The organism is Streptomyces vulcanius, assembly GCF_042653945.1.
Lineage (GTDB): Bacteria > Actinomycetota > Actinomycetes > Streptomycetales > Streptomycetaceae > Streptomyces > Streptomyces mangrovi.
The window spans coordinates 28,612-54,144 of the sequence record NZ_JBHSFK010000036.1; the positions used below are offsets into that span (position 1 = coordinate 28,612).

Consider the following 25,533-nt stretch of genomic DNA (forward strand, 5'->3'; position numbering starts at 1 on the left):
CTGCTCCGTGCTTGGCGTGAGCCCGCACACCGGCTGGTGTGGTCGTTGCCATGGCCTTCCTTTTCTTGTGTCGTTCTTATGTTGCTTGTGCGGGTGTACGGGTGGTTCGGCTCGGGGCGGCCTGAGGGGCGTGCTGGTGTGTCGTCGTCCGGGTGTCGCCGAAGCTGGCGCGCAAACGGGTCATCAGCCGGATGAGTTGGCTCACCTCGTCGTCGGTCCAGTCGCTCAGCCGCTCGGCCAGCAGTTCGGCGCTGCGCCGGGAGAGTTCGGCGATCATGGCGCGGCCCTCGGCGGTGAGGTGCAGGATGCGGGAGCGTTTGTCCGCGGGGTCGGGGGAGCGGTCGATCCAGCCGCGCTCGGCGAGATGGGCGGCGTACCGGCTGGTGACCGACATGTCCACGGCCAGCAGCTCGGACAGATTGCTCATCCGCATGTCGCCGTGCCGTTCGAGCAGGGCCAGGACGGCGGCCGATCCGGCGGAACACTCGGTCGGCATGATCCGCGCGACCTCCCGCTTCACGGCTCCGACGGCACTGAGCTGACGCGCGAGTTCCTCGTACTGCGTCTGCGCTGCCATCACACCTCCCTAACTTGTTGCTTGGGGCAACCATAAGAGCGGTTGGTTGCTACAGGCAAATAAAATGGCGGGTGACGGCCGCAAAAAGTTGGCAAAGGCAAGTATCGTGACGGTAAATGTGCAGGTGGGGCTGGTGGTCCGAGGGGGGCGGCGCTCTCCTGGGCAGGGTGGAGACGCGCATCCCTGTGGAACCCCACTTGGGCCGGTGCCGCCGTTTTCGCTAGTGTCTCGGCACATGGCTAACAACCCGGGCCCGCAGGGCAACCACGACCCCGCCGGCAGCACCCAGATGTTCCGTGCGTTCGTCGACGAGGGCGGCCCCCAGGCCACCTCCCGCCAGGCGCCCGCACCGGCCGGCCCCCGCATCGGCCTGATCGTCGGCATCGTCGCCGCGGTGGCGATCGTGGCGGTGGTGGCCTGGCTGGCGCTGAAGTAACCAACCACGGGGCCGAGGGCGCGGGCGTCGCGGGAGCGAGGGCTGAGGCGACGGCTGCGGGAGCGACGGCTTGGGCGAGGGCTTGGGCGACCGCGGAAGCGGCGGCCGGCGCGAGCCGACGAGCACCGAGCGGCTGCCGGCGTGAGTGCTTGGGCGACCCTGGCTGCGCCCGAAGCGCGTGCCGCGTGCCTGGGCATCGCCGGGGCAGTCGCTGGAGTCGGCGCCGAAGGATCCCGCGGTCTGCGGAAGCGGCGGCTGAGTTGAGGTTTTGAGCGAGCGCCGAGCAACCGCTGGGGCGAGGGGCTGCGCGAGCGTCGAGCGGCTGCTGGTGCAAGTGCTTGGGTGATCGCCTGGGCGATGGCCGGAGCGCGCGTCTGGGCGTCGCCGGGGCAGTCGCTGGAGTCGGTGCCGAAGGATCCCGCGGTCTGCGGAAGCGGCGGCTTGCGCGAGCGTCTTGGCGAGCGCCGAGTGATCGCTGGAGTGGGTGCCGAAGAAGCCCGCGTTCCGTTCCGGTTCGCTGCTCCTACCGTGCCCCCCACGACGCCACTTGCCCGTGGCGGTCGGCGGGGGCCGGTGGTGTGCCCGTGAGCGGGCGGCACTGTCCGGCGGAGTCGGGCCGAGGGCTCGGGCTCCGGGCTCCGGTGCGGGGCTCAGGCCGAGGGATGACCTCGGCGGCGCGGGTGGCGGCGGTCGACTTCCCCACCGCTCCCGCCCTGCCGTACCGAAGGTCCCGCCGCCCTGAGCGGCACCGGCACCGGTCCGCCCGGCCGGCGGCCTAGTCCGAGATCAGGCCTTCTCGCAGCTGCGCCAGGGTGCGCGTCAGGAGGCGGGAGACGTGCATCTGGGAGATGCCGACCTCCTCGCCGATCTGCGACTGGGTCATGTTGGCGAAGAACCGCAGCATGATGATGCGGCGCTCCCGGGGCGGGAGCTTCGCCAGCAGCGGCTTCAGGGACTCGCGGTACTCGACGCCCTCCAGGGCCGTGTCCTCGTAGCCGAGGCGGTCGGCCAGGGAGCCCTCGCCGCCGTCGTCCTCCGGCGCGGGGGAGTCGAGGGACGAGGCCGTGTAGGCGTTGCCCACGGCCAGGCCGTCGACCACGTCCTCCTCCGACACGCCCAGGACCGCGGCGAGTTCGGCGACCGTCGGTGAGCGGTCCAGCTTCTGGGAGAGCTCGTCGCTGGCCTTGGTGAGAGCCAGCCGCAGCTCCTGGAGCCGGCGCGGGACGCGCACCGACCACGACGTGTCGCGGAAGAAGCGCTTGATCTCACCCACGACCGTCGGCATCGCGAACGTCGGGAACTCCACGCCCCGTTCGCAGTCGAAGCGGTCGATCGCCTTGATGAGGCCGATGGTGCCGACCTGGACGATGTCCTCCATCGGCTCGTTGCGCGACCGGAAGCGGGCGGCGGCGTAGCGCACGAGCGGGAGGTTCAACTCGATGAGGGTGTCGCGGACATAGACACGCTCGGGGCTGTCCTGGTCGAGCGCGGCGAGCCGCAGGAACAGGGAGCGGGACAGGGTGCGGGTGTCGATGGCCCCCGCGGTCGTCGGGAGAGCCGGGGCCGGCGCGGCCTCGAGGGACGTGACGTCATCGAGCACGTCGGGCTCGACAGGCTCGCTCTTCACAAGCGTGAGCACCTTCGAGCTGCCCTGATCTGCGGACATGCCACCCCCTTTGGGTCGCGGGACGGTCGCGGCGGGACGAACCCGTCGGGGGAACGTCAGCCTTCACCTGAATACCGGAGCCGGAGCCCTGGCAAACGCGCTTCCGGAAGAATGTCACATGTCGGCAACACGCTGTAGTGACATGTCGACACGGCGGTAACGAATAGGCCCTGGAAAGAGGGGGTGTGACGGTTTTTCACCGCAGATCTGTCGGGAAGTTCCCAGGTGAGCGATTCGCTCGTGACGGTGACCGCTCGCTCCTGCGTGCGATCCCCTATCGGATGACGTGACCAGAGCCGTGCGCCCTATGCGTGCGCCCTCTTTGTGCGCCCATGCATACGGCTATGCACCGGCCGTGCTTCGCCGTTCGGCCCGAACTTCTCCGCCGTCACGGCTCGTCGGCTCTACGCCTCGATGCGGTTCGCCGAGCGGAGCCGTTGAAAGCTGCGCGCGAGAAGCCGGGAAACGTGCATCTGGGACACGCCGAGTTCCGCGCTGATCTGAGACTGCGTGAGATTGCTGTAGTAGCGCAGCAGAAGGATCCGCTGTTCGCGCTCCGGGAGTTGGACCAGAAGGTGGCGGACGAGATCGCGGTGCTCGACGCCGTCCAGGGCCGGGTCCTCGTAGCCGAGCCGGTCCAGCAGCCCGGGCAGCCCGTCGCCCTCCTGGGCGGCCTCCAGGGACGTCGCGTGGTACGACCGCCCGGCCTCGATGCAGGACAGCACCTCGTCCTCGCCGATGCGCAGCCGCTCGGCGATCTCGGCGGTGGTGGGGGTGCGGCCGAAGGCGGTGGTGAGGTCCTCCGTCGCGCTGTTCACCTGCACCCACAGCTCGTGCAGCCGGCGCGGTACGTGGACCGTGCGGACGTTGTCCCGGAAGTACCGCTTGATCTCGCCGACCACCGTCGGCATCGCGAACGTCGGGAACTGCACACCCCGGTCGGGGTCGAACCGGTCGATGGCGTTGATCAGCCCGATGGTGCCGACCTGGACGACGTCCTCCATGGGCTCGTTGCGGGACCGGAAGCGGGCGGCGGCGTAGCGCACGAGAGGGAGGTTGGCCTCGATCAGAGCCCCGCGCACCCGGTTGTGCTCCGGGGTGCCCGGCTGGAGCTCCTTGAGCTCGCCGAAGAGCACCTGGGTGAGCGCCCGGGTGTCGGCCCCGCGCCGCCGCTCGGGGGTGACGGGGGGTGCCGGTGCGGGTGCCTGGACGGGTGCCGGTGCGGGTGCCTGGACGGACGCCTGGGTGGGTGCTTCTTCCTGAGGTGGCGCAGTACTGGCCGACACGGTCAACGCCACCTCTTCGTCAGGTCAACAACATCGGTCAACTCATCCGTCAAAAGCGGTCATAGCATCACAAGACATGTGCACTGTGTGCAAGCACCCCATAACACCGTGTTGAGGTATAAGTTGACCTGTAAGGCGGGTCTGCAGGACCTTTACGAGACATCCGCAGGACATGCCAGAGCCCCCCGCCGTCGTGACGGAGGGCTCGCAGGGCTCGGTGGGCCGTGGGGGCCCGCGGGGACGCTAGAACTCGTAGTCCGCGACCACCCAGGTGGCGAACTCCCGCCACAGGGTGACGCCCGCCTGGTGGGCGGGGTGTTCGAGGTACCGCTTGAGGGCGTCCGCGTCCTCGACCGCCGAGTTGATCGCGAAGTCGTAGGCCACGGGCCGCTCGCTGATGTTCCAGCCGAGCTCCCAGAACGCCAGCTCCTCGATCCGGCCGCCGAGGGCCCGGAAGGCGGCCTCGCCCTCCTTGACCCTGGGATCGTCGCGCTCGACGCCCTCGTTGAGCTTGAACAGGACCAGGTGGCGGATCATGGGCACTCCCAGTGCGTGCTACTTCGCCCCGTCGGCGAGCCAGGTGAAGAAGTCTCCGACGGCGTTGGCGGCGTCCGATATGCCCTGGAAGGCTATCTGGACGTAGTCGGCCGCCTTGGGCGGGTCCGTGATGATCACATAGAGCGCGAAGACCACGAGTACGTAGACGGCGATCTTCTTGGCGTTCACCGCCACCTGGCCTCCCTGTCTGTGCCCTGCCCTGAGGGCGCCTGTTGCCGGGCGCGAGTGTAACCCTTAGATCGTTTTGTATGACCTATGGCGCAACGGCTGCCAGATTTTTTTCCGATGCGTGAACCGATCGCGGGCCCTCGTCCGATGAAGGGGCAAGGGATCCTGCCGTCGTTCCTGCCACAGGGGAGAAGTCATATGTACTCAGGCGCCACAAACGCTCTGCTGATCGTCGTGATCGGCCTGGCCATGCTGATCGTCGCGTTCTCGTTCATCGACTGCGTTCGTACGCCCTCGGAGCGCATCCGATTCGTCCCGAAGCTGCTGTGGCTGTACTTCATGGTCCAGGCCCCGCTCTTCGGCTCCCTGGTCTGGACGTACTTCGGCAAGAGCCCCGAGCCCGCCGACCCGCGCGAGGCGATACCGGGCATGACGAAGGGCCCGGTCCACCGGACCGAGCCCCTTGTCTGAGAGCGGTAGCGGAGGGATTTGAACCCTCGGTGACTTGCGCCACACTCGCTTTCGAGGCGAGCTCCTTCGGCCGCTCGGACACGCTACCGAGGGAGACCTTACAGCACGCCGGGGCGTGGTTTGAAATCGGTATTCGGGGCGATCGGGGTGGGCGGGGAGGTGGTCAGCGCGCGCGGAAGAACTCGGTGAGCAGCCGCGCGCAGTCGTCCGCGAGGACGCCCTCGATCACCTCGGGGCGGTGGTTGAGCCGACGGTCGCGGACGACGTCCCAGAGGGAGCCGGCCGCACCCGCCTTGTCGTCGCGGGCGCCGTAGACGACCCGGTCCAGCCGGGACTGCACGATCGCGCCCGCGCACATCGTGCACGGTTCGAGGGTCACGACGAGCGTGCAGCCGGTGAGCCGCCACTCGCCGAGCCGCGCCGCCGCCCGCCGGATCGCGAGCACCTCGGCGTGGGCCGTCGGATCCCCGCCGGCCTCACGCTCGTTGTGACCGGTCGCGAGGACCGTCGTGCCGTCCGCGGCCAGCAGGACGGCGCCGACGGGCACGTCCCCGCCCCGGACGGCCAGGGCGGCCTCGTCCAGGGCGAGCCGCATCGCGGCCCGCCACGGGTCGCGAACGGGATCCGACGGTGACTGTGGCTGTTGTTGTGGCTGTTCGGGCTCTGGTGACTGGGGTGCGGTCAGCGGACGGTCTCCAGGACCTCCGAGGCGCCCAGGGCGTCGGCGATCTCGTTGAGCGCGTCGTCGGACAGCGACTTCAGCTCCTTCTCGCCGACTCCGAGGTCGTCGAGGATGCGGGGGTCGCCGACCGGGCCGTGCGGTACCGCCTCGGCGGTACCCGTGCCGTCCACGGCCTTCTCGTCATCCTCGTCCTCCTCCTCCTCACCGTCCTCGGTTCCGTCGAGGTCGAGGGCGTCCAGGTCGTCTTCGTCACCCGGATCCCTTCCGAGCAGTTCGTCGGTGAGCAGGAGCTCGCCGTACGAGCTGCGGGCGGCGGCAGCGGCGTCGGAGACGTAGATGCGAGGGTCTTCCTCACCATCGATGCGGACGACCCCGAACCACGATTCCTCCTGCTCGATGAGCACGAGCACCGTGTCCTCGTCGGGAGAGGCCTCCCGGGCCAGGTCGGCCAGATCCGACAGGGTTTCCACATCGTCGAGCTCTGTGTCGCTCGCTTCCCACCCGTCTTCGGTGCGCGCGAGCAGTGCGGCGAAGTACACCGTGACTCTCCCACTGGTCTTAGGCGTGCCGGTTGGGGGTCCCCCCGGCGGAGGTTACGGGCGGAGAGAGCTGTGCTCCGAGCCCCACCCACTCGGAATCGTGGCAGAAACAAGGCGTTCAGGGGACGTCTTCGGCTCCCTGTGTCCGGTGGTTTTGATCGCACGTCCTGAGTCCGTCCGCAGCAACTCACCAGCGCACTCGTTGCGGCCACCTGCGGATCGTACGCGGCTTTCCCGTGCGCCCACGCACGCATACCCCCGGCGTCACCCGGGATCGTGGCGATCTTCCCCGAACGTCCCAAGTGCCGTACGGCCACGAGCCGATGGTTCGGCTACCAGCGGAATGTACGCATTCGCATCGCGTGGCGCAGCCGGGCAGTTCGGGCGCGTCGGGGCTGTACCCGGTCGCGCAGTTCGCGGGCCTCGGCGAGGTCGCGCAGGAAGCGGTCGCGGCGCCTGCGGCGCTCGGCTTCGGTCTCCCGCGGCGCTTCCGGCTTCGGCGCGTCGCGCTCCGGCAGGTCAGGCATCGGCTCACCACCCAGGTCCGTTTTCTCCACCTTCCCTCCGACGGGGGGTTTGATGCGGGCGAACGGCTCAAGGGCGGGGCGCGCGGTCGTCGAGCGTGGGGGAGGCGCCGGGTGGGTGCGGCCCGGTTAATGTTGTGGACATGCGTCTCCACGTCGTCGACCACCCTCTGGTCGCTCACAAGCTCACCACGCTGCGCGACCAGCGCACGGACTCCGCGACCTTCCGCCGGCTGGCCGACGAACTGGTCACCCTGCTCGCCTACGAGGCCACGCGTGACGTGCGCACCGAGCAGGTCGACATCGTCACGCCGGTCGCCGCGACCACCGGCGTGAAGCTGTCCTACCCGCGTCCGCTGGTGGTCCCGATCCTGCGGGCCGGCCTGGGCATGCTCGACGGCATGGTCCGCCTGCTGCCGACGGCCGAGGTGGGCTTCCTCGGCATGATCCGCAACGAGGAGACGCTGGAGGCGTCCACGTACGCCACGCGCATGCCGGAGGACCTCTCCGGCCGTCAGGTGTACGTCCTCGACCCCATGCTGGCTACCGGTGGCACCCTGATCGCGGCGATCCGCGAACTGATCAAGCGGGGCGCCGACGACGTCACCGCGGTGGTTCTGCTGGCCGCTCCCGAGGGTGTGGAACTCATGGAGCGCGAGCTGGCGGGCAGCCCGGTCACCGTGGTCACGGCGGCCATCGACGACCACCTCAACACCCACGGCTACATCGTCCCGGGCCTCGGCGACGCCGGCGACCGCCTCTACGGCGCGGCGGAGTAACAGAGCCCAGGCCCCCCGAGTGCACACCCGCACCGGACCAACACCTGCGGGGACACCCGGCACCCGCAGGCCGGCACCCACAGGCCGGCACCCGCGGGCCGGCACCCGGGGGCCGGCAGCCGCCGGGTCATCTCCCACCGGTCATCTCCCGCAGGCCGGGACCCACGACTCGGCCCTCGCAGGTCCGGTCCACAGGGCAGCCCCGCAACTCGGCTCCCGCCGATCAGCGTCCGCAGTTCGGACCCGCTACGCGGGCTCTTGTAAGCCAGCTCCCGTAGCCCGGGACCTGCGGCTCGGCCCTCGCAGGCCCGGCCCGCAGGTCAGTCCCGCAGGTCAGTCCCGCCATGCGGCTCCCGCCGGCCAGCTCCCGTAGGTCAGCCCCGGCCACGCGGCTCCCGTAGGTCAACGCCGCGATGCGGCTGCCGCCGGTCAACGTCCGCGAACAGCCCGCGACTAGGCCTCAGCAAATAGCCCGAGACCCAGCCTCCGCAGATCAGCCCCGTGCCCCGGCCTCCGCAGGTCAGACGCGTGCCCCGGCCTCCGCAGGCCGGACGCGTGACTTGGTCTCCGTGAGCGGCTCCCGCGGGTCGGTACCGCGGGTTGGTGCCGTAGGTCGGTGTTTCGGTGGGCGGCGTCGGTGTGCGGCGTCTGCGGTTCTGCCCCCTCGGGGGCGCCGCTCGTGTGCGGGGCGGGGCCGGAGGGGTCAGCAGCCCTTCTTCGGGGCTGTGCTCGATGCCGGCTTCGGGGCGGTCAGGGCTGTGAGGGCCTTGGTCGCGTCCGCCTTGCTGGTGAGGGTCTTGAAGCCGTTGCCGAGGATCAGGTCGACCTCCGTGCCCTTGCGGGCGGCGTCGGTGCGCCGTTCGGCCGTGGAGAGCTGGGTGGCGAGGACCGGCAGCGAGGTGTTGAGGGAGGAGGCGGGGCCGAGGAGCATCCCGGTGCCGCCGACCTTCTTGTCGTACTGCTTGGTCGCGTTGCCGACGTCGCCGATCTTGAAGCCGCGCTTCGCGAGTTCGTCGGCGGTCGTCTTGGCCAGGCCGCTGCGGGTCGTGGCGTTGAAGACGTTCACGGTGATCTGCGCGGGCTTCGGGAGTGCGGCGATGGGCGCGGGGCTCGCTGTCGCGGACTTCGCCTTGCAGGCGGCGGAATCGGCCGCGGAGGCCGTCCCTCCGCCGCCAGTGAAGACGTCGATGAGCTGCAGGGTGCCCCACCCGGCCACACCGAGCGCGGCACCGCAGCCGACGACCGCGACGACCAGCCGGCCGCGTCGCCGACGCCGGCGCATGCGGGGGTACTTGTCCCCCGTGATCCGGTACTTGCCGCCCATGCCAGGGGGCGTCAGCATGCTCATGGGCGCAGCGTAGTGGCCCCGGGCGGCCGTGACTAATAACAGATCATCCGACACCACGCCGGGAGTCCGGAAAGAACCCGAAAGGGTCAGTCCAGCTCGAGTACGCGCGCGTGCAGCACCTGTCGCTGCTGGAGCGCCGCCCGTACCGCGCGGTGCAGCCCGTCCTCCAGGTACAGGTCGCCCTGCCACTTCACGACGTGCGCGAAGAGGTCGCCGTAGAAGGTCGAGTCCTCGGCGAGCAGGGTTTCCAGGTCGAGCTGCTGCTTGGTGGTCACCAGTTGGTCGAGGCGAACCGGGCGCGGTGCGACGTCCGCCCACTGGCGGGTGCTTTCCCGGCCGTGGTCGGGGTACGGTCGGCCGTTTCCGATGCGCTTGAAGATCACACGGAAAGCCTACCGGCCCACACCTTCCGGGCGCAGCCATGGCGGCCGAGTGCGAGGCTGGAAAAGCCGTGATGAACGCGGGCAAAACGGGAGTGAGGGATCTGTGATGGGCTCGCAGCCGACTCCGTCCGAGCATTCGTCCGAGCGTGCTGCCGAGCGTCCGGCCGACGGGATCGCCGAGCCCCAGGACGTCGCCGAGGCCGCCGCGATCGCCGCCGGATACGCCTTCACCGGCCCCGCCCTCGAGCTGGGCGCCCTGCTGTGGGACGGCACATGCCTGCCCGGCACCCCGGTCCGCATCCCCCTCCCCATGCTCAACCGGCACGGCCTGGTCGCGGGCGCCACCGGCACCGGCAAGACCAAGACGCTCCAGCTGATCGCCGAGCAGCTCTCGGCACAGGGCGTGCCCGTCTTCCTCGCCGATGTGAAGGGCGACCTGTCAGGTATCTCGGTGCCGGGCGCGTCGAACGACCGGGTCCTCGGGCGGGCCGGCGAAGTCGGCCAGAAATGGTCGCCCGCCGGATTTCCCGCGGAGTTCTACGCCCTCGGCGGCCTCGGCCACGGCATCCCGGTACGCGCCACCGTCACCAGCTTCGGACCCGTCCTGCTCGCCAAGGTCCTCCAGCTCAACCAGACCCAGGAGCAGTCGCTCGGCCTGATCTTCCACTACGCCGACCAGAAGGGCCTGGAGCTGTTCGACCTCAAGGACCTGCGGTCGGTCGTCGCCTTTCTGACCTCGGACGAGGGCAAGGCGGAGCTGAGGAACCTCGGCGGTCTGTCCACCGCCACCGCCGGGGTGATCCTGCGCTCGCTCAGCGCCTTCGAGGCCCAGGGCATGGCCGACTTCTTCGGCGAGCCGGAGTTCGACACCGGCGAGTTCCTGCGTACGGCGGCCGACGGCCGCGGGATCGTCTCCGTGCTGGAACTGCCCGCCGTCCAGGACAAGCCGCAGCTCTTCTCCACCTTCCTGATGTGGCTGCTGGCCGACCTCTTCCACGACCTCCCCGAGGTCGGCGACGCCGACCGGCCCAAGCTGGTCTTCTTCTTCGACGAGGCGCACCTGCTGTTCGACGACGCGTCCAAGGCGTTCCTCGACTCGATCACCCAGACCGTCCGGCTGATTCGCTCGAAAGGGGTCGGCGTGTTCTTCGTCACGCAGACCCCGAAGGACGTACCCGGCGAGGTCCTCGCCCAGCTCGGCAACCGGATCCAGCACGCGCTGCGGGCCTTCACGCCCGACGACCAGAAGGCACTCAAGGCCACCGTGAAGACCTTCCCGAACTCCGCCTACGACCTCGAGGAGCTGCTCACCGGACTGGGCACCGGCGAGGCGGTGGTCACCGTCCTCAGCGAGAAGGGCGCCCCCACCCCGGTCGCCGCGACTCGGCTGCGCGCCCCCGAGTCCCTGATGGGCCCGGTCGACGGGACGGCCCTCGACCAGGCGGTACAGGCGTCCCCGCTCCACGAGCGCTATGCACAGGCTGTGGACAGAGAATCGGCGTACGAGAAGCTGGCGGCCCGGCGGCCGAGCGAGCCCGCCCCCCGGCAGAAGCGTGAGAAGCGGGACGAAGAGCCTTCCGTCGTCGAGCAGGTCGTCGGCAGTGGCATGTTCAAGTCCCTCGCGCGGTCCATCGGTACGCAGGTCGGCCGGGAGATCACCCGCTCCCTCTTCGGTACGGCCCGGCGGAGGCGGTAGACCGGCGGTTTCCCGTCGGCCCCGCCTCCGCCGTCCGGACAGCGGTCGCTGCGGACAGCGGTCGCTCCGGTCAGCGGTCCCGCTTCACGGCGGGCTGCTGCACTGTCCCTTCCTTCACCTGCGGTTTCGGTGCGCTGCGCACGGCCTCCGCGCGCAACAGGGCGCGCAGGACCGCGTAGGGGTCGATGGGCATGGCTGTGCTCCTCGCGTCGTGCCGACTGACCTGGTGGCGGGTTCTGTCAGCAGCGCAGGACCACGGTGCGCCGGGCGAGGAGGGCGTACGGCGGCCCGGACGGCGTCGGCCGGTGCCGGTCCGCCGGGACCCGCGGCGCCGGGGCGCGGCCGGGCGCGGGGCGCAGGGGTGCGACGGCGCGGGCGGCGCAGGACGTGGGCCGCAGCGCCGTGTCGGGGACGTCGTACTCGGAGATCTCGGCCATGACGACCGGGGGCGCGGACGCCTCGGCGGGCGCGCCCGGTATCAGCAGGGCGAGCAGCAGCACGAGCACCCGGGGCCAGGTGCGGCCGCGGGCGATTCCTCCAGTGCTGCTCATGGCAGGTCATGTGCCCGCGACACGCCAGGCGTTCAGCATGCCGGCGGCGAGAACCGCCCGTTCGGAGCAGTGGAAACCTCAGCCGGCCGCCTTCTTGGCCTTCGCCGCCGCCTTCATCTCCTGCTTGTGCGCCCGTACCTTCGCCAGCGACTCCGGTCCGGTGATGTCGGCGACGGACCGGAAGGACTTCGCCTCGCCGTACGCGCCCGCCGCCTCCCGCCACCCCGTGGGTCGTACGCCCAGCTGCTTGCCGAGCAGCGCCAGGAAGATCTGGGCCTTCTGCCTGCCGAACCCGGGCAGGTCCTCCAGTCGCTTCAGCAGCTCCGCGCCCGTACCGGCGTCCTTCCAGACCGCGCCGGCGTCGCCGTCGTAGTGCTCGACGAGGTACTGGCACAGCTGCTGGATGCGCTTGGCCATGGAGCCGGGGTAGCGGTGCACGGCCGGCTTGTCGGAGAGCAGCGCGGCGAAGGCCTCCGGGTCCTTGGCGGCGATGTCGTGCGCGTCGAGGTCGTCGGCGCCGAGGCGGTCGGCGATCGTGCGGGGGCCCTTGAACGCCCACTCCATCGGGACCTGCTGGTCGAGCAGCATCCCGACCAGCGCGGCGAGCGGGGAGCGGCCGAGGAGTTCGTCGGCCTCGGGGTCCTGGGAGAGGTGCAGGGTGGCGTTGACGTCCATGCGTCCATGGTCCCGCGATCCCCGCCGTCCCCGCGATTCCACCGGGCGCCGGGCGGGTGTCGGCCGGGTGGGCTACGTGCCGGCCGGGTGTCGGCCTGGGTGTCGGCCGGGTGCAGGCCTCTGCTGCCCCTTCTGCGGGCCCGGCGGGTCCCCGATGTCGACGCCGCCTTCGACCGCTGGGCCGAGCCGGTCAATGTCGTCCAGGCCGCCGACACCGAGGGCGGGCTGCTGCACCGGGTCGCGGGCGGGGTGCCGGTACGTGCCGAGGTCAACGGCACCCGGCTGGTCCCCGCCTGGGAGCCCGGCCACGAGTGGACCGGCTGGCACGACATGCCCCACGCGGACCTCACCGACGGCGACGGCATCGCCGTGATGGCCAACCAGCGGGGCCTGGCCACAAGCCTCGGCGTCGAGTTCGCGGCACCGCACCGCGCCGACCGCATCCGGCACCTGCTCGACGCGAAGCCCACCTGGTCCGCGACCGACATGCCGGCCCTCTACACGGACACTCACCTGGGCTCCGCCGGGGCGCTCCTCGACCACCTCGCCGCCCTCGACGACCTCACCGCCCCGGCCGCCGCACTCCGCGACCGGCTGCTGGCCTGGGACCGGCACATGGACGCCGACAGCGCGGACGCGGCGGGCTTCGCGGCCGTCCGCGCCGCACTCGTCCGCCGCCTCGCCGCCCACCCCTCCTTCGCCGCCCTGGCCGCCCCGCCCGCCTACCCCGAGGTCCTCCTCCCCTGGCTGGCCCTCGTCCCCCGTATCGCCTACGCCCTCGAACACCTCCTGCGCGCAAAGGAGGCGTACGGCGTGGACCGGCCGCTGCTCGTCCGCGAGGCGGTCGAGGAGGCCGCCGGACAGCCGGGACGGCCAGGACCGCAGGGGCAGCCGGGACAGCCCGGACGCCCCCTGGCGGGCCCTCCCCGACCCCTCCTACCGGGGCCCCGCCCTCTCCGGCGACCATGACTGCGTGCTGTGCACCTCCTCCGTGCCCGGCTGGAGCGACCTCGCCGCGCGCGGTCCGGCGGCCCGTTACGTGTGGGACCTGGCCCGCCGCGAGGACAGCCTGTGGATGGTCCCGCTCGGCGCGTCCGGCCACCCCGACAGCCCCCACCACCACGACCAGCTGCCCCTCTGGCTCAGGGGCGAACTGGCCCCGGTCGTCACCGACTGGACACGACTCACCAAGGAGAGCGAGGTCAAGGAGCGAGATGCGAAGGAGCGCGATGCGAAGGAGCGAGATGTACGTCCATGAACAGGCCGTGACGGGCTTCGGCACCGTCCGCGTCCGCCCCCTGGACGCCGAGCGTGACGCGGACACCGTCCACGGCTGGGTGAGCGGCGAACGGGCCGTGTTCTGGGGCATGAACGGCCTGACCCGCGACCAGGTCGCCGAGATCTACGCCCACCTGGTCGGCCTCGACACCCACCACGCCCACCTCGCGGAGCTGGACGGCACCCCGGTCGCGCTTCTGCAGACCTACGACCCCGCCGCGGACCGGGTCGGCGAGTGCTACGAGGTCGAGCCCGGCGACATCGGCATCCACCTGCTCCTCGCCCCCGCCGGCCCCGAAGGCCCGCGCCCGGGCTGGTCGTCGGCGCTGATGGGCACCCTCGCGACGTACGTCCTGCTGGGCCTGGACCGGCGACGGGTCGTCGTGGACCCGGACCTGCGCAACGAGAAGGCCATCGCCCGCTTCCTGCGCCAAGAAGGCCCAGCTGGCGTTCCTGCGCAGAGAGGCGGCCTTCCCTCGTCCCTTCGAGTGAACCCGCTGCTGTGTGCATCCGTATACATCTCCGAGCAAACGAGTCTCGAGTCTCGAGCAAGACGGAGCGGTGACGTGAGCGAAGGGCGCGATGACGGACGACACGGCAGTGACAGCGGCGGTGGATCCGGCGGCGGGCGAAGGGGACTTCAGGGGCTGGTGCTGCTGGGCACCGTGCTGGTCCTGCTCCTCCTCGGCAGCGGACCGGCCTCGGCGCACGCGGCCCTCCGCAGCACCGATCCCGCCGACGGAAGCGTCGTCAAGACCTCACCCCGCAGCATCACCCTCACCTTCACCGAGTCGGTAGGTCTCCTCGACGACTCCTTCCGGGTCCTCGACCCGGACAACAAGCGCGTCGAACTGGGCAAGTCGGGGCACGTGGAAGGCCGTTCGGACACGGTACGGGTCGCCGTCCCCGAGAAGCTCGCGAACGGCACCTTCACGGTGGCCTGGCGCGTGGTGTCGGCCGACAGCCACCCCGTCTCCGGCGCCTTCACCTTCTCGGTGGGCAAGGCCTCCCCGACCGTGGCGGTCCTGCCCTCCGACGCCACCGAGGACCCCGTCACCGACGGCCTCTACAACATCGGCCGTTACCTCGCGTACATCGCCGCGGCCCTGCTCGTCGGCACGGCGGCCTTCGTGGCCGTCTGCCGGCCGCCGGACACCCGTCCGCTGCGCCGCCCGCTGCTGGCCGGCGCTTGGACCCTGGCGGGCTCGTCGGTGTTCCTGTTCTTCCTGCGCGCCCCCTACGAGGCGGGCACCGGCCCGGCCGACGCCCTCGACCCGTCCGGCCTGACCCGCACCCTGACGGGCCGTCCGGGCCTGGCCCTGGTGGCACGGCTGGTGCTGCTCGCGGCGGCGGTCTTCGTCCTCGTACGACAGCGCAGGCGCGCGGAGCCCTCCCGCGCCGCGCTCGTGGTGGGCGCCGTACTCGCCGTGGGCCTCGCCCTGACCTGGGCGGGCGCCGAACACGCGTCGGCCGGTATCCAGGTCCCGGTGGCGATGACCTCCGCGGTGCTGCACCTGCTGGCGATGGCGGTGTGGCTGGGCGGCCTGGTGGCCCTGCTCACCCTGCTGCCCCGCGCCTCCGTGCCCTCCCGGGTGGTCATCCGCTTCTCCCGGACGGCCGGTGTCTCCGTGACCGTCCTGGTGGTCACCGGTGTCTACCAGTCCTGGCGCGGCCTCGGCTCCACCGCCGCGCTGACGGACACGACATACGGCCGCGTCCTGCTCGCGAAGCTCGTCGCGGTGGTGCTGCTGCTGATGGCGGGCTCGTGGTCACGGCGGACGGTGACGCAGCAGGGCAGGGCGACGAAGGTACGGAAGGAGAGGACGGTGGCGGTGACTCCGGCAGCGAAGGAGACCCGGGTGCCCGAACCGGTGGGCGGCCCGCCCCGAACCCTGGCGGCGAAGACCACGGACGACTCGGTGACGGAAGACTTGGTGACGGGCGACTCGATGGCGGAAGACTCGGCGACGGACGACTTGGCGACGGACGGTTCGGTGAAGGACGGCTCGGTGAAGGACGGCTCGGTCTCGGAGCCCGTCGGGGGCAAGCCCGAGCGGCCCCTCGCCCCCGCCGAGGACGCCCGCAAGCAGGCCCTGCGCCGCTCGGTGCTCGCCGAGGTCGCCGTCTCGGTCGTCGTACTCGTGCTGACGACCATCCTGACCGGCACCCTGCCGGGCCGGGCGGAGGCCGAGGCGGCGACGACGGAGCAGTCCGCCGGGCTGCCGGTCGCCTCCGTGACGACGATCCCCTTCGACCTCGGCAAGCCCGGACTGCGCGGCAAGGTGCAGGTCACCCTCGACCCCGGCCAGGTCGGCGAGAACTCCCTCCAGGCCGTGGTCTTCGGCCCGGACGGAGGCTTCGTCACCATCCCCGAGCTGCGGATCTCCTTCACGCTCCCCAGCCAGGACATCGGCCCCCTGAACGCCAAGCTGGTCGACAAGGGCGGCTACTGGGCCGCGACCGACGTCAACCTGCCGATCGAGGGCACCTGGGAGATGAAGGCGACGGTACGGGCGACGGACATCGACCAGGTGAGCGTGACGAGGGACGTGCAGATCGTCCGCTGAGAAGGAACGGCCTTGATGGTGGAGCCGTCGATCACCGTCGCTGCCGTGGTCGCAGAGTGTGGATCAGCCGTGCGGGCGTGGGGTGCCGTGGAAGACCTGGGTGAGGTGCCAGGCGCGGTGGGGCGCGGCGATTGGGCGGATGCCCGGCTGGGGTCCGGTCAGCGGGCGCCCGGCGAGTGCCGTGACCTGTGCGCGGGCCGCCGGGCTGTGGCCGACGAAGCGCTGGGAGACCAGGACGCGGTGTCCTTCGCCCACCCCGAGGACGCCCTTGTCGAAGAGCTTGTGGTGCAGCGAGCACAGGCACAGCCCGTTGTCGACGTCGTCGGGGCCGTCGTACGCCCACCACCGCACGTGTGCGGCCTCCAGTCCGACCGGTACTGCGCCGATCCGGCCGTCGTAGCCGCAGAAGGCGCACTGGTACTCGTACGCCGTCAGTACCAGCTCCCGCATCCGCCGGTCGCGCCGCTGTCCGCGGGCCGGCGAGTACCGCTCGGTCTCCGTCGGCTCCGACTCGGGCTGCGGCTCCAGGCCGACCGCTTCGCACAGTTCGGCATGGAGCGAGGGCGGGAAGTGCTGGTCGAGCAGCAGCCGGGTGATCCGGCCGAGCAGTGACGGCTCCCGTCGCAGCGCGGCCCGCAGCTCCGGCACCAGCCGTCCGGCGGCGCCCGTCGCGCGCAGCTCCCGCACCCCGGTGCCCGGGCTGCCCGGACCGCGGTCGGTGCGCACTTCCCACACCCCGTCGCCGACCAGGTGGTGGAACGGATAGGCGGGGGTCGTCCGGTGGGGCGGCCCGTACTCGGCCAGGAGCCCCTTCAGGTCCTCCTCGACCGCGCTGTACCGCAGTTCCTCCTGGTCGTCCCGCTGGAACCGGCCCAGGGCGTACAGCAACAGCAGCGGCTTGTGCGGGGCGCGTGCCCCGCCCCTGGCCCACTGCCGCAGCGCCGCGGTCCGCTCGAGCCAGTCCGTCACCATGACCATGACCGGTGAGCGTAGCGGCGCCCGCCGGTCAGTCGCCGCCCGCGGTCACCGCCCGCAGCTCCTCCAGCGACTCCCGCACCAGCTGGGCCAGCGTGCGTTCCTCGGCCGGGGCGACCCAGCGCTCGAAGCCGACCTTGAAGACGGCGATCCCCGCCTCGCTGGCCAGGCTCGCGGCCGGTTCCGGGACGCCGCGTCCACGCAGGGCCTCCGCGAGCGTGGCCGCCAGGGAGGCGAGCTTGATCAGCTCGCGCTCCCGGAGTTCGGCGTTCGCCATGACGACGGCCTGCCGCCGCCGGCACCACTCGCGGTCGGTGAACACCGCGCAGACCGCGTCGAGCCCCGCCACGACCAGGTCCATCGGCGCCGCCGGCTCCGGCGCCTCGGCCACCGCGTTCACGAGCAGCTCCCGCAGCGCCTCCGAACCGCCGAACAGCACCTCGCGCTTGTCGGCGTAGTGCCGGAAGTAGGTCCGCTCGGTGAGACCGGCCCGTCTGGCGATCTCCGCCACCGTGGTCTGTTCGTAGCCGCGCTCGCCGTAGAGCTCCAACGCCGCCTGCGCCAGGCGCTCGCGCGCGTTCGGCTCCCATCTGCCCATGACCGGATCCTACGCGATGACAGTCCCTGACATCAGTGCTAGCGTCGATGACGACAGTCACTGACATCACAGACGGTTTGAGGCTCTCCCATGCGTATTTTCGTGACCGGCGCGTCCGGCTGGCTCGGTTCCGCCCTCGTTCCCGAACTCCTCGACGCGGGGCACCGGGTCGTGGGGCTCGCCCGCTCCGACGCCTCCGCCGCCGCCCTCACCGCGGCCGGGGCGGAGGCGGTCCGCGGCACCCTCGACGACCTCGACGTCCTGGGCACCACCGCCGCCGCGTCGGACGGCGTGATCCACCTCGCCTTCAAGCACGACATCGCCTTCACCGGCGACTTCCAGGGCGCCGCGGAGTCCGACCGGCGCGCCGTCGACACCCTCACCGACGCGCTGGCCGGCAGCGACCGCCCCTTCGTCCTCGCCTCCGGGGTCGTCGGCCTCACACCGGGGCGGACGGCGACCGAGCGGGACCTGCCCACGCTCGACGGCTCACCTACGTCCGTCCGGGCGGCCACCGCGCTGGCGGTGACCGGTCTCGCCTCGCGCGGCGTGCGCTCGTCCGTGGTGCGGCTGTCGCCCACCTGCCACGGCGAGGGGGACCAGGGGTTCATGACCACCCTGGTCGCCACGGCCCGCGCCAAGGGGGTCTCCGGATACGTCGGTGACGGCGCCAACCGCTGGCCGGCCGTCCACCGCCTCGACACGGCGCGGCTGTTCCGGCTGGCGGCCGAGAAGGCACCGGCCGGAGCGGTGCTGCACGGCGCCGCGGAGGAGGGCGTCGCGCTCCGCGACGTCGCCGAGGTGATCGGCCGTCACCTCGATGTGCAGGTGACCTCCGTGGCGCCCGGGGAGGCCGCCGAGCACTTCGGCTGGCTGGGCGGGCTCCTCGCAGCCGACGTCCCCGTGTCGAGCGACCTGACCCGCGAACTGCTGGGCTGGCGCCCCACGCGCCCCGGCCTCCTCGAAGACCTCGACCAGGGGCACTACTTCCGCACGCCTGCCGTGGCTCACTGACCGGCGGGCGTCAGGGGTGGTCGGCGCAGCAGGGGGTGGGGTCGGGTCGTACCTGGTCCTGGGTGAGCACGGAGGTGGTGGGATCGGGGCCGTCGCCCGAAGGCGCGCCGACCACGGTCACCCGGTCCACGGCGGTCGGCTCCTCGTCCGGTACGGACGTGTCGAGCGCGGGCGGCAGCGAAGAGCCGTCCCGTGGTGGGGCAACGAACGAGTCATGTGCACCTCATACGCACCTCGTACGTGCCTACCTCGTGCGTGCGTACCTCTTAAGGCAGCAGTCGCTGTTCTTTCGCGACCGAGACCGCCCCCGCGCGGGTCTCCACCCCTAGCTTGCCGTAGATCCGGCCCAGGTGGGTCTTGACCGTGGCCTCGCTGATGAACAGGGCTCGGGCGATCTCCCGGTTGCCCAGTCCGCTCGCCAGCTGCTGGAGGATGTCCCGCTCACGCTCGGACAGGGCGGGGCGCGGGCTGCGCAGCTGGGCCAGCACCCGGTCGGCGACCGGGGCCGACAGCGCGGTGCGGCCGGACGCCGCGTTGCGGATCGCCGCGAAGAGTTCCTCCGGCTGTTCGGCCTTGAGCAGGTAGCCGGTGGCGCCCGCTTCGATGGCGCGGGTGATGTCGGCGTCGGTGTCGAACATGGTGAGCACCAGCACGCGGGGTCGCGGTGCGCCGGGATCCTCCCCGTCGGCCGAGGAGAGATGCCGGGTGGCTGTCACGCCGTCCATGCCGCCGCCGAGCTGAAGGTCCATCAACACCACGTCGGGGCGGACGCGGGCGGCAACGGCCAGGGCCTCCTCGCCGTTGCCCGCCTCACCGACCACCTCCATGCCGTCGGTACTGGACAGCAGCGCACGCAAGCCGGCGCGCACCACCGCGTGGTCGTCGCACAGCAGCAGCCGGATGACCGGTGCTGAGGGCTCCGTGGTGCTGCTCATGGGGCGGTCTCCCTCGGGGCGTCGGGAACAACAGGAACGTGGGTGAGGGGCACGGCCACCGAGACGACGGTTCCCTCGCCCGGCGTGGATTCCACGGTGAGCGTGCCGCCCGACTGCCGGGCCCGGATACGCATGGCGGGCAGCCCGTGCCCGCGCCCCTGGTCCGCTGCGGACGAGTTGGACGCTCGGCGAGGGCCGCCGTCCGGATCGAAGCCGCGGCCGTTGTCGGCGACGTCCAACGAGACCTGGTCGTCCAGACAGGTCAGGGTCAGCGCGGCCCGCGTCGCCGCGGCGTGCTCGCGCACATTGGCCAGCGCGCCCTGCGCGATACGCAGAAGCGCCGCCTCGACCCGCTCCGGCAGCGGGCCCGGGGTGCCGTCGAGCCGGAACTCCACGATCAGCCCAGGACCACTCTCACGATCGGCGAGCGCACCGAGCGCCTCGGTGAGGGTGTGCTCGGCGAGGTCGGCCGGGGCCAGGTCATGGACGAACCGGCGGGCCTCGACGAGGCTGCGGGACGTGATCTCCGCCGCGCCCCGGATGTGCGCGCGGGCCGCGTCCGGATCCGCCCGCCAGACCCGCTCGGCGGCCTGCAACAGCATCTGCTGGCTGGACAGGCCCTGCGCGAGGGTGTCGTGGATCTCGGTGGACAGCCGTTGCCGCTCCGCCAGGATGCCGGCCCGCCGCTCGGTGGCCGCCAGGTCACGGCGGGTGCGGACCAGGTCGTCGATCAGGACGCGCTGCCGGGCCGCCTGGCGTTGCAGATGGACCAGGACGGCGGTGGCCACCGCGGCGACGGCCGGCGGGGCGACCACCATGTTGGGATTGAGCGGGCCCTCCGCCACCCGTATCTGCGAGGCCACGACCAGCGCGGTGAGCCCGGCCACCACCGGCACCGCGATCCGCGCGGGCAACGTGTGCAGACCGGCGAACAGCAGCGGCATGACGCACCAGGTGGCGCTCGGCGCGAGCGCGAGCAGAACGACCCAGACGGCCGACACCGCAGCCAGCCAGGCCAGATGCCGGACCGTGGGCCGGGCACCGGGACGCGGGGCGGGTGCCAGAACCTGCCCGAGGACGTGGACCAGCCAGAAGACGGCGAACAGCGCGACGACCCACGCGGTACGGGTACCGCCCTGGTCGCGGGTCAGGAAACGGACGAGCGACGAGCCCAGCAGCAGGAAGAACGCGGCATGCATGACCGCGGTCAGCCACCGCCCGTCAGGATCGGCCCGCGCCCCTTCCCCGTACGCGTCTCCGTGCTCCTTCATCGCCCCACCCTCCCGAAGGAGGCCGCCTCTCCCCTCCGACCTCCGAGTGCCTACCGTGCCCGACGCGGTACCGCAACCTCCAATCGGCCGACAGCGGCATCCCCCGAACCGTCCCCGCATCGGAGCCGCTCAGCAGCGTGCGGCACCCGCCCGTTGCACCCAGGCTGGTACCAGGAACCGCGAGGCGGGGCGGCACGGCCGTCACGTCCGCACCCCCGCGACGAGAGGAACCATCCGCGTGCCGGCCAGGAACGTCACCGTCAACCGCGCCGCCCTCGGGCACCGCATCGCCTACGCACTGCGCCACCCCGAGCGCGTGCCGCGCCACGTGGCGCGCGCCGCACGGGACGCCTGGCTGCGCCACCGCTGGCCGGACCACATCTCCTACTACCGCGCGGTGATGCGGTCCGACACCCGCGCCGACCCCGACGCGGCGGTCGGCAGCCGCAGCCACGAACGGTGGCTGGCGCTGGGGGCGATGCAGTTCGACTACCTGGTCGGCCACGGCCTGCGCCCCGAACACCGGATGCTGGAGATCGGCTGCGGCAACCTGCGGGCGGGCTGGCGCTTCATCCGCCACCTCGATCCCGGGCACTACTACGGCATCGACATCTCCCCCGACATCCTCGCCGCCGCGCAGGACACGGTGGTGACCATGGGGTTGCAGAAGCGCCTGCCCACCCTGACGCCGGTCCGCAACCTGACGCTGCGTTTCCTGCCCGACGCCCACTTCGACGTCGTCCACGCGCACAGCGTCTTCTCGCACTCCCCGCTCCCGGTCATCGAGGAGTGCCTGGCCAACGTCGGCCGGGTGCTGGCACCGGGCGGCTGGTTCGACTTCACGTTCGACCGGACCGAGGGCGAGGAACACCAGGTGCTGCGGGAGGACTTCTACTACCGCACCGAGACCCTCGTCGCCCTGGCGGAGAAACACGGCCTGGCGGCCCGCTTCATGACCGACTGGGAGGAACTCCCCCACGGCCAGTCCAAGATCCGCATCACCCACGGCCCGGCTTCCTGAAGGATGCGGCGAGACGCCGGGGAGCGCGTACCGGCGTCCGGATCACAGGCCACCCCCACCCGGCACCGCTGTGGCGCACGGTCGCCGAGCCCTCGACGCCGGGCTTCCTTCGCATAGGGCGTTCAGGGGCGCAGCTGGTTGTGGGTGTCGTGGCTGGGGGCCAAGGGGACGAAGGGCAGTTCGGCAATGCCGAGTTCCTGGCGCATGGCGGCTGCGGCGGCCTGGACGGCCTTGAAATAGGTGTGCTGTGCGGTCTGGAACGTGCCGTCCGTGACGTGTGCGCCGTCCGCGAGCAGGTCGCGCATCGTGCGGACAGTGCGGAACGCTTCGACGCCCAGCTCGACCACACGGGGCGGAGCGAGCATGGTCAGGCTGAAGCGCTGCTCGAAGAGTCCGGATTCCGAGAACGAGGCGCGGACCGCACGCCTGCGCTCCTCCGGTGTGTCATAGGCGGCCTCTGCGGCGAAGCGCATGCCCTCCGTCGTGCGGGCCAGATGGGAGAGGTAGGCCACGAAGGTCTCGCGCAGAACGGTCTGCGCGTCCGCCTGCTGCGCGCGCTTCCAGCGGTCTCGGTCCACAACGAACGTCGCGACGATGCCGGCGAGGGCGCCGGCTATGGCGCTCAGGGGCGCAGTCCAATCCATGCGAGGGACTGTATGGGGCGCACACTGCGACGCGTCGGGAGAACTGGTCACCGCCGCCTGGCCCGGTGCCGAGTCGGAGGGTGCTCCGTTCGACCTCTGCCGAACTTCGCAACAGCGCCCGCTGGGTCGCCCTGGCGCCAGAGGCCGACCTCGCCGCCGGATACGTCAAAACCATCGGCCTGCCCGGGAAAGTGAGACGGACAACGACGAAGGGCCCCACTGCGAACAGCGGGGCCCTTCGACATCGTGCCCGGTGAGGCACTGGCGGAGGATACGAGATTCGAACTCGTGAGGGGTTGCCCCCAACACGCTTTCCAAGCGTGCGCCCTAGGCCTCTAGGCGAATCCTCCGCCAGGAACATTACATGAACCGGAGGAGTGGTCGCGAACTCGTTCTCGCCGGTCGGGATCGGGTACTGTTTGGGCAGCCCCTCACGCGGCGCTATCTGACTGAACTCCCCCAGGGCCGGAAGGCAGCAAGGGTAGGTCGGCTCTGGCGGGTGCGTGGGGGGCGCTTGCGTTCACGGTCTCCGCGCGGGCTTCGGTTGTCAGTGGGCGCCTATAACCTCGTAGGCGTGTCGTCTCTCGCGCTGTACCGCCGCTATCGCCCGGAGTCGTTCGCCGAGGTCATCGGGCAGGAGCATGTCACCGACCCGCTGCAGCAGGCGCTGCGTAACAACCGGGTCAATCACGCGTACCTGTTCAGCGGGCCGCGCGGGTGTGGCAAGACGACGAGCGCGCGCATCCTGGCCCGCTGCCTGAACTGCGAACAGGGGCCCACGCCGACACCCTGCGGGGAGTGCCAGTCCTGCCAGGATCTGGCCAGGAACGGGCCGGGGTCCATCGACGTCATCGAGATCGACGCCGCTTCCCACGGTGGTGTCGACGACGCCCGTGACCTGCGAGAGAAGGCGTTCTTCGGGCCGGCCGGCAGCCGCTACAAGATCTACATCATCGACGAGGCCCACATGGTCACGTCGGCAGGCTTCAACGCGCTCCTCAAGGTCGTCGAGGAGCCGCCGGAGCATCTCAAGTTCATCTTCGCCACCACCGAACCCGAGAAGGTCATCGGGACGATCCGCTCACGGACCCATCACTATCCCTTCCGGCTCGTCCCGCCGGGCACCCTGCGGGAGTACCTCGGTGAGGTGTGCCAGAAGGAGAAGATCCCGGTCGCGGACGGGGTGCTTCCGCTCGTCGTGCGGTCGGGGGCCGGGTCCGTACGTGACTCCATGTCCGTCATGGACCAGTTGCTCGCCGGCGCCGGCGACGCCGGTGTGACCTACGCCATGGCCACCTCCCTCCTCGGCTACACCGACGGCTCGCTGCTCGACTCCGTCGTCGAGTCCTTCGCCACGGGGGACGGCGCCGCCGCCTTCGAGGTCGTGGACCGGATCATCGAGGGAGGGAACGACCCGCGGCGGTTCGTCGCCGACCTCCTGGAGCGGCTGCGGGACCTCGTCATCCTCGCCGCCGTTCCCGATGCCGCGGAGAAGGGGCTCATCGACGCTCCCGCCGACGTCATCGAACGGATGCAGGCCCAGGCCGGCGTCTTCGGCGCCGCCGAGCTCAGCCGCGCCGCCGACCTCGTCAACGAGGGGCTCACCGAGATGCGCGGTGCCACCTCGCCCCGCCTCCAGCTCGAGCTGATCTGCGCGCGCGTCCTCCTCCCCGCCGCCTATGGCGACGAGCGTTCCGTCATGGCCCGCCTCGACCGGATCGAGCGGGGGGTGAACTTCTCCACCGGTGCCGGTGCCGGTGCCGGTGCCGGTGCTGCGCCTGCCATGCCCGCCATCGGGTACGTGCCCGGGCCCGAGGCGCATGGTGGCAGCGCCGACATGGGCGGCGGCGGTGCGTCGATGCCGCCCGGGGGAGGGGCAGCCGCGGCGCGTGCGGCGGTGCGGGGGCCGGGGCCTGCCCCCGCCGCCCCCCAACCGTCGGCACCTCCCGCACCTCCCGCTCCCGCGCCTGCTCCGCCCCCCACACCGACACCCGCTCCGGCCCCTGCTCCCACCACCCCTGCACCCGCTCCGGCCGCTGCCGCCCCCGGTGCCTGGCCCAGCGCCACCGCCGCAGGCAGTGGACGACGGCCCGGTGGCTGGCCCACGGCCACACCCGCCGGTGGCGGCGGTGCGCAACGACCGCCCCAATCGCCCCCCGGCCCGACCCCCGGCCCGTCCGCCGCCGCTCCCACCGCGGTGCCCGCAGCCGCCTCCGGCCCCGCCGGACAGGCGCCTCCCGCCGGACAAGCCCCTCCCCCCGGCAGCCTCGACCCCCGGATGCTCTGGGACAACATCCTGGAGTCGGTCAAGAACCGTCGCCGCTTCACCTGGATCCTCCTCAGCCAGAACGCCCAGGTCGTCGGCTTCGACGGCACCACCCTCCAACTCGGCTTCGTCAACGCCGGTGCCCGCGACAACTTCGCCAGCAGCGGCAGCGAGGAAGTCCTTCGGCAAGCACTGGCCGAGCAGTTCAACGTGCAGTGGAAGATCGATGCCGTCGTCGACCCGTCCGGTGGTTCGACGCCCCCGCCGACCGGCGGTTTCGGCGGCGGCGGTGGCTTCGGCGGTGGCGCGCCCTCGGCCTACGGCGGCGCCCCCGGAGGCAGCCCGGCCGGTGGCGGCGGCACCACTGGTGGATACGGCGGCGGCCCCGCCGCACCACCCCAGGCATCGGCGCCCGCCCCGTCGCCGACAGCCGCGTCCAGCCCCGTCCCCACCTCCGCGCCGGCTCGGCCTCCCGCCGCCCCCGCCCCCGACCCGGTCGCCCCCGAGGACGACACCCCGGAGGACGACGACCCCGACCTCAACGAGTCCGCCCTCTCCGGCCATGAACTGATCGTGCGCGAGCTGGGCGCGACCGTGGTCGAGGAGTTCACCAACGAGTGAGCCG

General features: G+C 71.6%; 26 protein-coding genes, 2 tRNA genes, 1 other RNA gene and 2 pseudogenes. 11 read left to right on the plus strand and 20 right to left on the minus strand.

All coding sequences use genetic code 11. The annotated features are described in order from the left end of the window. Nucleotides 1-76 precede the first annotated feature (76 nt). Complete coding sequence (locus tag ACFPIH_RS40425; protein WP_381171329.1) at nt 77-577, minus strand: MarR family winged helix-turn-helix transcriptional regulator; 501 nt, start codon at nt 575-577, stop codon at nt 77-79. Between the two features lie 235 nt (nt 578-812). On the opposite strand from ACFPIH_RS40425, the gene ACFPIH_RS40430 reads away from it, so the two are divergent. Beyond that, nucleotides 813-1,013, plus strand: coding sequence for a hypothetical protein (locus ACFPIH_RS40430; protein WP_381171331.1), 201 nt, complete (start codon nt 813-815; stop codon nt 1,011-1,013). A 775-nt stretch (nt 1,014-1,788) separates the two neighbouring features. Here ACFPIH_RS40430 and ACFPIH_RS40435 read toward each other — a convergent pair. From ACFPIH_RS40435 to ACFPIH_RS40450, 4 genes are all read right to left on the minus strand, one after another. Continuing rightward, on the minus strand, nt 1,789-2,679 hold the full coding sequence (locus tag ACFPIH_RS40435) for an RNA polymerase sigma factor SigF (protein ID WP_381171333.1): 891 nt from the start codon (nt 2,677-2,679) through the stop codon (nt 1,789-1,791). A 404-nt stretch (nt 2,680-3,083) separates the two neighbouring features. Next, nucleotides 3,084-3,965: an RNA polymerase sigma factor SigF gene (locus ACFPIH_RS40440; RefSeq protein ID WP_381171334.1), complete on the minus strand. Its 882-nt coding sequence runs from the start codon at nt 3,963-3,965 to the stop codon at nt 3,084-3,086. A 243-nt stretch (nt 3,966-4,208) separates the two neighbouring features. After that, on the minus strand, nt 4,209-4,502 hold the full coding sequence (locus tag ACFPIH_RS40445; RefSeq protein WP_381171335.1) for a Dabb family protein: 294 nt from the start codon (nt 4,500-4,502) through the stop codon (nt 4,209-4,211). 18 nt (nt 4,503-4,520) lie between these two features. Further along, on the minus strand, nt 4,521-4,697 hold the full coding sequence (locus tag ACFPIH_RS40450; protein WP_381171337.1) for a hypothetical protein: 177 nt from the start codon (nt 4,695-4,697) through the stop codon (nt 4,521-4,523). Nucleotides 4,698-4,889: 192 nt separating this feature from the next. Between ACFPIH_RS40450 and ACFPIH_RS40455 the strand changes: the two genes are divergently transcribed. After that, a complete protein-coding gene (locus ACFPIH_RS40455) occupies nt 4,890-5,162 on the plus strand; it encodes a hypothetical protein (protein ID WP_381171339.1) in 273 nt (90 codons plus the stop codon). Between the two features lie 3 nt (nt 5,163-5,165). Here ACFPIH_RS40455 and ACFPIH_RS40460 read toward each other — a convergent pair. The 4 genes from ACFPIH_RS40460 to ACFPIH_RS40475 all read right to left on the minus strand — a co-directional run bounded on the left by ACFPIH_RS40460 (nt 5,166) and on the right by ACFPIH_RS40475 (nt 6,910). After that, a tRNA-Ser gene (locus ACFPIH_RS40460) sits at nt 5,166-5,250 on the minus strand. Nucleotides 5,251-5,325: 75 nt separating this feature from the next. After that, the gene (gene tadA, locus ACFPIH_RS40465) at nt 5,326-5,757 is read right to left on the minus strand and encodes a tRNA adenosine(34) deaminase TadA (RefSeq protein WP_381171341.1); all 432 of its coding nucleotides are present in this window, start codon (nt 5,755-5,757) and stop codon (nt 5,326-5,328) included. Nucleotides 5,758-5,843: 86 nt separating this feature from the next. Then, nucleotides 5,844-6,383 carry a tRNA adenosine deaminase-associated protein gene (locus ACFPIH_RS40470; RefSeq protein WP_381171343.1) on the minus strand — a complete coding sequence of 180 codons (540 nt, stop codon included), beginning with the start codon at nt 6,381-6,383 and terminating at the stop codon, nt 5,844-5,846. 332 nt (nt 6,384-6,715) lie between these two features. Next, a complete protein-coding gene (locus tag ACFPIH_RS40475) occupies nt 6,716-6,910 on the minus strand; it encodes a hypothetical protein (RefSeq protein ID WP_381171345.1) in 195 nt (64 codons plus the stop codon). A gap of 140 nt (nt 6,911-7,050) precedes the next feature. Between ACFPIH_RS40475 and upp the strand changes: the two genes are divergently transcribed. Beyond that, the gene (upp, locus tag ACFPIH_RS40480) at nt 7,051-7,686 is read left to right on the plus strand and encodes a uracil phosphoribosyltransferase (protein WP_381171347.1); all 636 of its coding nucleotides are present in this window, start codon (nt 7,051-7,053) and stop codon (nt 7,684-7,686) included. 703 nt (nt 7,687-8,389) lie between these two features. Here upp and ACFPIH_RS40485 read toward each other — a convergent pair. Both ACFPIH_RS40485 and ACFPIH_RS40490 read right to left on the minus strand, forming a co-directional pair. Next, nucleotides 8,390-9,034, minus strand: a complete 645-nt coding sequence (locus tag ACFPIH_RS40485) for a LytR C-terminal domain-containing protein (protein WP_381171349.1) — start codon at nt 9,032-9,034, stop codon at nt 8,390-8,392. Nucleotides 9,035-9,120: 86 nt separating this feature from the next. Next, the gene (locus ACFPIH_RS40490) at nt 9,121-9,417 is read right to left on the minus strand and encodes a type II toxin-antitoxin system VapB family antitoxin (RefSeq protein ID WP_004943146.1); all 297 of its coding nucleotides are present in this window, start codon (nt 9,415-9,417) and stop codon (nt 9,121-9,123) included. A 106-nt stretch (nt 9,418-9,523) separates the two neighbouring features. On the opposite strand from ACFPIH_RS40490, the gene ACFPIH_RS40495 reads away from it, so the two are divergent. Then, nucleotides 9,524-11,113, plus strand: coding sequence for a helicase HerA-like domain-containing protein (locus tag ACFPIH_RS40495; protein WP_381171352.1), 1,590 nt, complete (start codon nt 9,524-9,526; stop codon nt 11,111-11,113). A gap of 70 nt (nt 11,114-11,183) precedes the next feature. Here ACFPIH_RS40495 and ACFPIH_RS40500 read toward each other — a convergent pair whose 3' ends face one another. From ACFPIH_RS40500 to ACFPIH_RS40510, 3 genes are all read right to left on the minus strand, one after another. Next, nucleotides 11,184-11,306 carry a hypothetical protein gene (locus ACFPIH_RS40500; protein WP_381171354.1) on the minus strand — a complete coding sequence of 41 codons (123 nt, stop codon included), beginning with the start codon at nt 11,304-11,306 and terminating at the stop codon, nt 11,184-11,186. 46 nt (nt 11,307-11,352) lie between these two features. Then, nucleotides 11,353-11,664, minus strand: a complete 312-nt coding sequence (locus ACFPIH_RS40505; RefSeq protein ID WP_381171356.1) for a hypothetical protein — start codon at nt 11,662-11,664, stop codon at nt 11,353-11,355. A 78-nt stretch (nt 11,665-11,742) separates the two neighbouring features. After that, complete coding sequence (locus ACFPIH_RS40510; RefSeq protein ID WP_381171358.1) at nt 11,743-12,339, minus strand: HhH-GPD-type base excision DNA repair protein; 597 nt, start codon at nt 12,337-12,339, stop codon at nt 11,743-11,745. A gap of 108 nt (nt 12,340-12,447) precedes the next feature. Here ACFPIH_RS40510 and ACFPIH_RS40515 point away from each other — a divergent pair. The 3 genes and pseudogenes from ACFPIH_RS40515 to ACFPIH_RS40525 all read left to right on the plus strand — a co-directional run. Next, a pseudogene (locus tag ACFPIH_RS40515) lies at nt 12,448-13,597 on the plus strand (penicillin acylase family protein); the annotation flags it as partial. Continuing rightward, nucleotides 13,584-13,988: pseudogene (locus tag ACFPIH_RS40520) on the plus strand (GNAT family N-acetyltransferase); the annotation flags it as partial. The pseudogenes ACFPIH_RS40515 and ACFPIH_RS40520, both read left to right, overlap by 14 nt. A 279-nt stretch (nt 13,989-14,267) precedes the next feature. Continuing rightward, nucleotides 14,268-16,184, plus strand: coding sequence for a copper resistance CopC/CopD family protein (locus ACFPIH_RS40525; protein ID WP_381171484.1), 1,917 nt, complete (start codon nt 14,268-14,270; stop codon nt 16,182-16,184). A gap of 63 nt (nt 16,185-16,247) precedes the next feature. Here ACFPIH_RS40525 and ACFPIH_RS40530 read toward each other — a convergent pair whose 3' ends face one another. Both ACFPIH_RS40530 and ACFPIH_RS40535 read right to left on the minus strand, forming a co-directional pair. Then, entirely contained in the window at nt 16,248-17,156 is a 909-nt protein-coding gene (locus ACFPIH_RS40530; protein ID WP_381171486.1) for a phosphorothioated DNA-binding restriction endonuclease, read from the minus strand. A 34-nt stretch (nt 17,157-17,190) separates the two neighbouring features. Then, nucleotides 17,191-17,757 (minus strand): TetR/AcrR family transcriptional regulator, encoded by a 567-nt coding sequence (locus ACFPIH_RS40535; RefSeq protein ID WP_381171360.1) that lies wholly within the window; start codon nt 17,755-17,757, stop codon nt 17,191-17,193. 90 nt (nt 17,758-17,847) lie between these two features. Between ACFPIH_RS40535 and ACFPIH_RS40540 the strand changes: the two genes are divergently transcribed. Continuing rightward, complete coding sequence (locus ACFPIH_RS40540; RefSeq protein WP_381171362.1) at nt 17,848-18,771, plus strand: SDR family oxidoreductase; 924 nt, start codon at nt 17,848-17,850, stop codon at nt 18,769-18,771. 266 nt (nt 18,772-19,037) lie between these two features. On the opposite strand, the gene ACFPIH_RS40545 is transcribed toward ACFPIH_RS40540, so the two are convergent. Together ACFPIH_RS40545 and ACFPIH_RS40550 are read right to left on the minus strand one after the other, a co-directional pair. Beyond that, nucleotides 19,038-19,706 (minus strand): response regulator, encoded by a 669-nt coding sequence (locus tag ACFPIH_RS40545; protein ID WP_381171364.1) that lies wholly within the window; start codon nt 19,704-19,706, stop codon nt 19,038-19,040. Then, nucleotides 19,703-20,977: a sensor histidine kinase gene (locus tag ACFPIH_RS40550; protein WP_381171366.1), complete on the minus strand. Its 1,275-nt coding sequence runs from the start codon at nt 20,975-20,977 to the stop codon at nt 19,703-19,705. The genes ACFPIH_RS40545 and ACFPIH_RS40550 overlap by 4 nt, the downstream gene beginning before the upstream one ends. Nucleotides 20,978-21,215: 238 nt before the next feature. On the opposite strand from ACFPIH_RS40550, the gene ACFPIH_RS40555 reads away from it, so the two are divergent. Beyond that, nucleotides 21,216-21,998, plus strand: a complete 783-nt coding sequence (locus tag ACFPIH_RS40555) for a class I SAM-dependent methyltransferase (RefSeq protein ID WP_381171368.1) — start codon at nt 21,216-21,218, stop codon at nt 21,996-21,998. Between the two features lie 122 nt (nt 21,999-22,120). Here the strand turns inward: ACFPIH_RS40555 and ACFPIH_RS40560 are convergent, their stop codons facing one another. Both ACFPIH_RS40560 and ACFPIH_RS40565 read right to left on the minus strand, forming a co-directional pair. Next, on the minus strand, nt 22,121-22,642 hold the full coding sequence (locus ACFPIH_RS40560) for a hypothetical protein (protein WP_381171370.1): 522 nt from the start codon (nt 22,640-22,642) through the stop codon (nt 22,121-22,123). Nucleotides 22,643-22,904: 262 nt separating this feature from the next. Then, nucleotides 22,905-22,992, minus strand: a tRNA-Ser gene (locus ACFPIH_RS40565). Nucleotides 22,993-23,064: 72 nt separating this feature from the next. On the opposite strand from ACFPIH_RS40565, the gene ffs reads away from it, so the two are divergent. Further along, nucleotides 23,065-23,163: signal recognition particle sRNA small type (gene ffs / locus ACFPIH_RS40570), an RNA gene on the plus strand. Nucleotides 23,164-23,216: 53 nt separating this feature from the next. Further along, complete coding sequence (locus tag ACFPIH_RS40575) at nt 23,217-25,529, plus strand: DNA polymerase III subunit gamma and tau (RefSeq protein WP_381171372.1); 2,313 nt, start codon at nt 23,217-23,219, stop codon at nt 25,527-25,529. Nucleotides 25,530-25,533 lie beyond the last annotated feature (4 nt).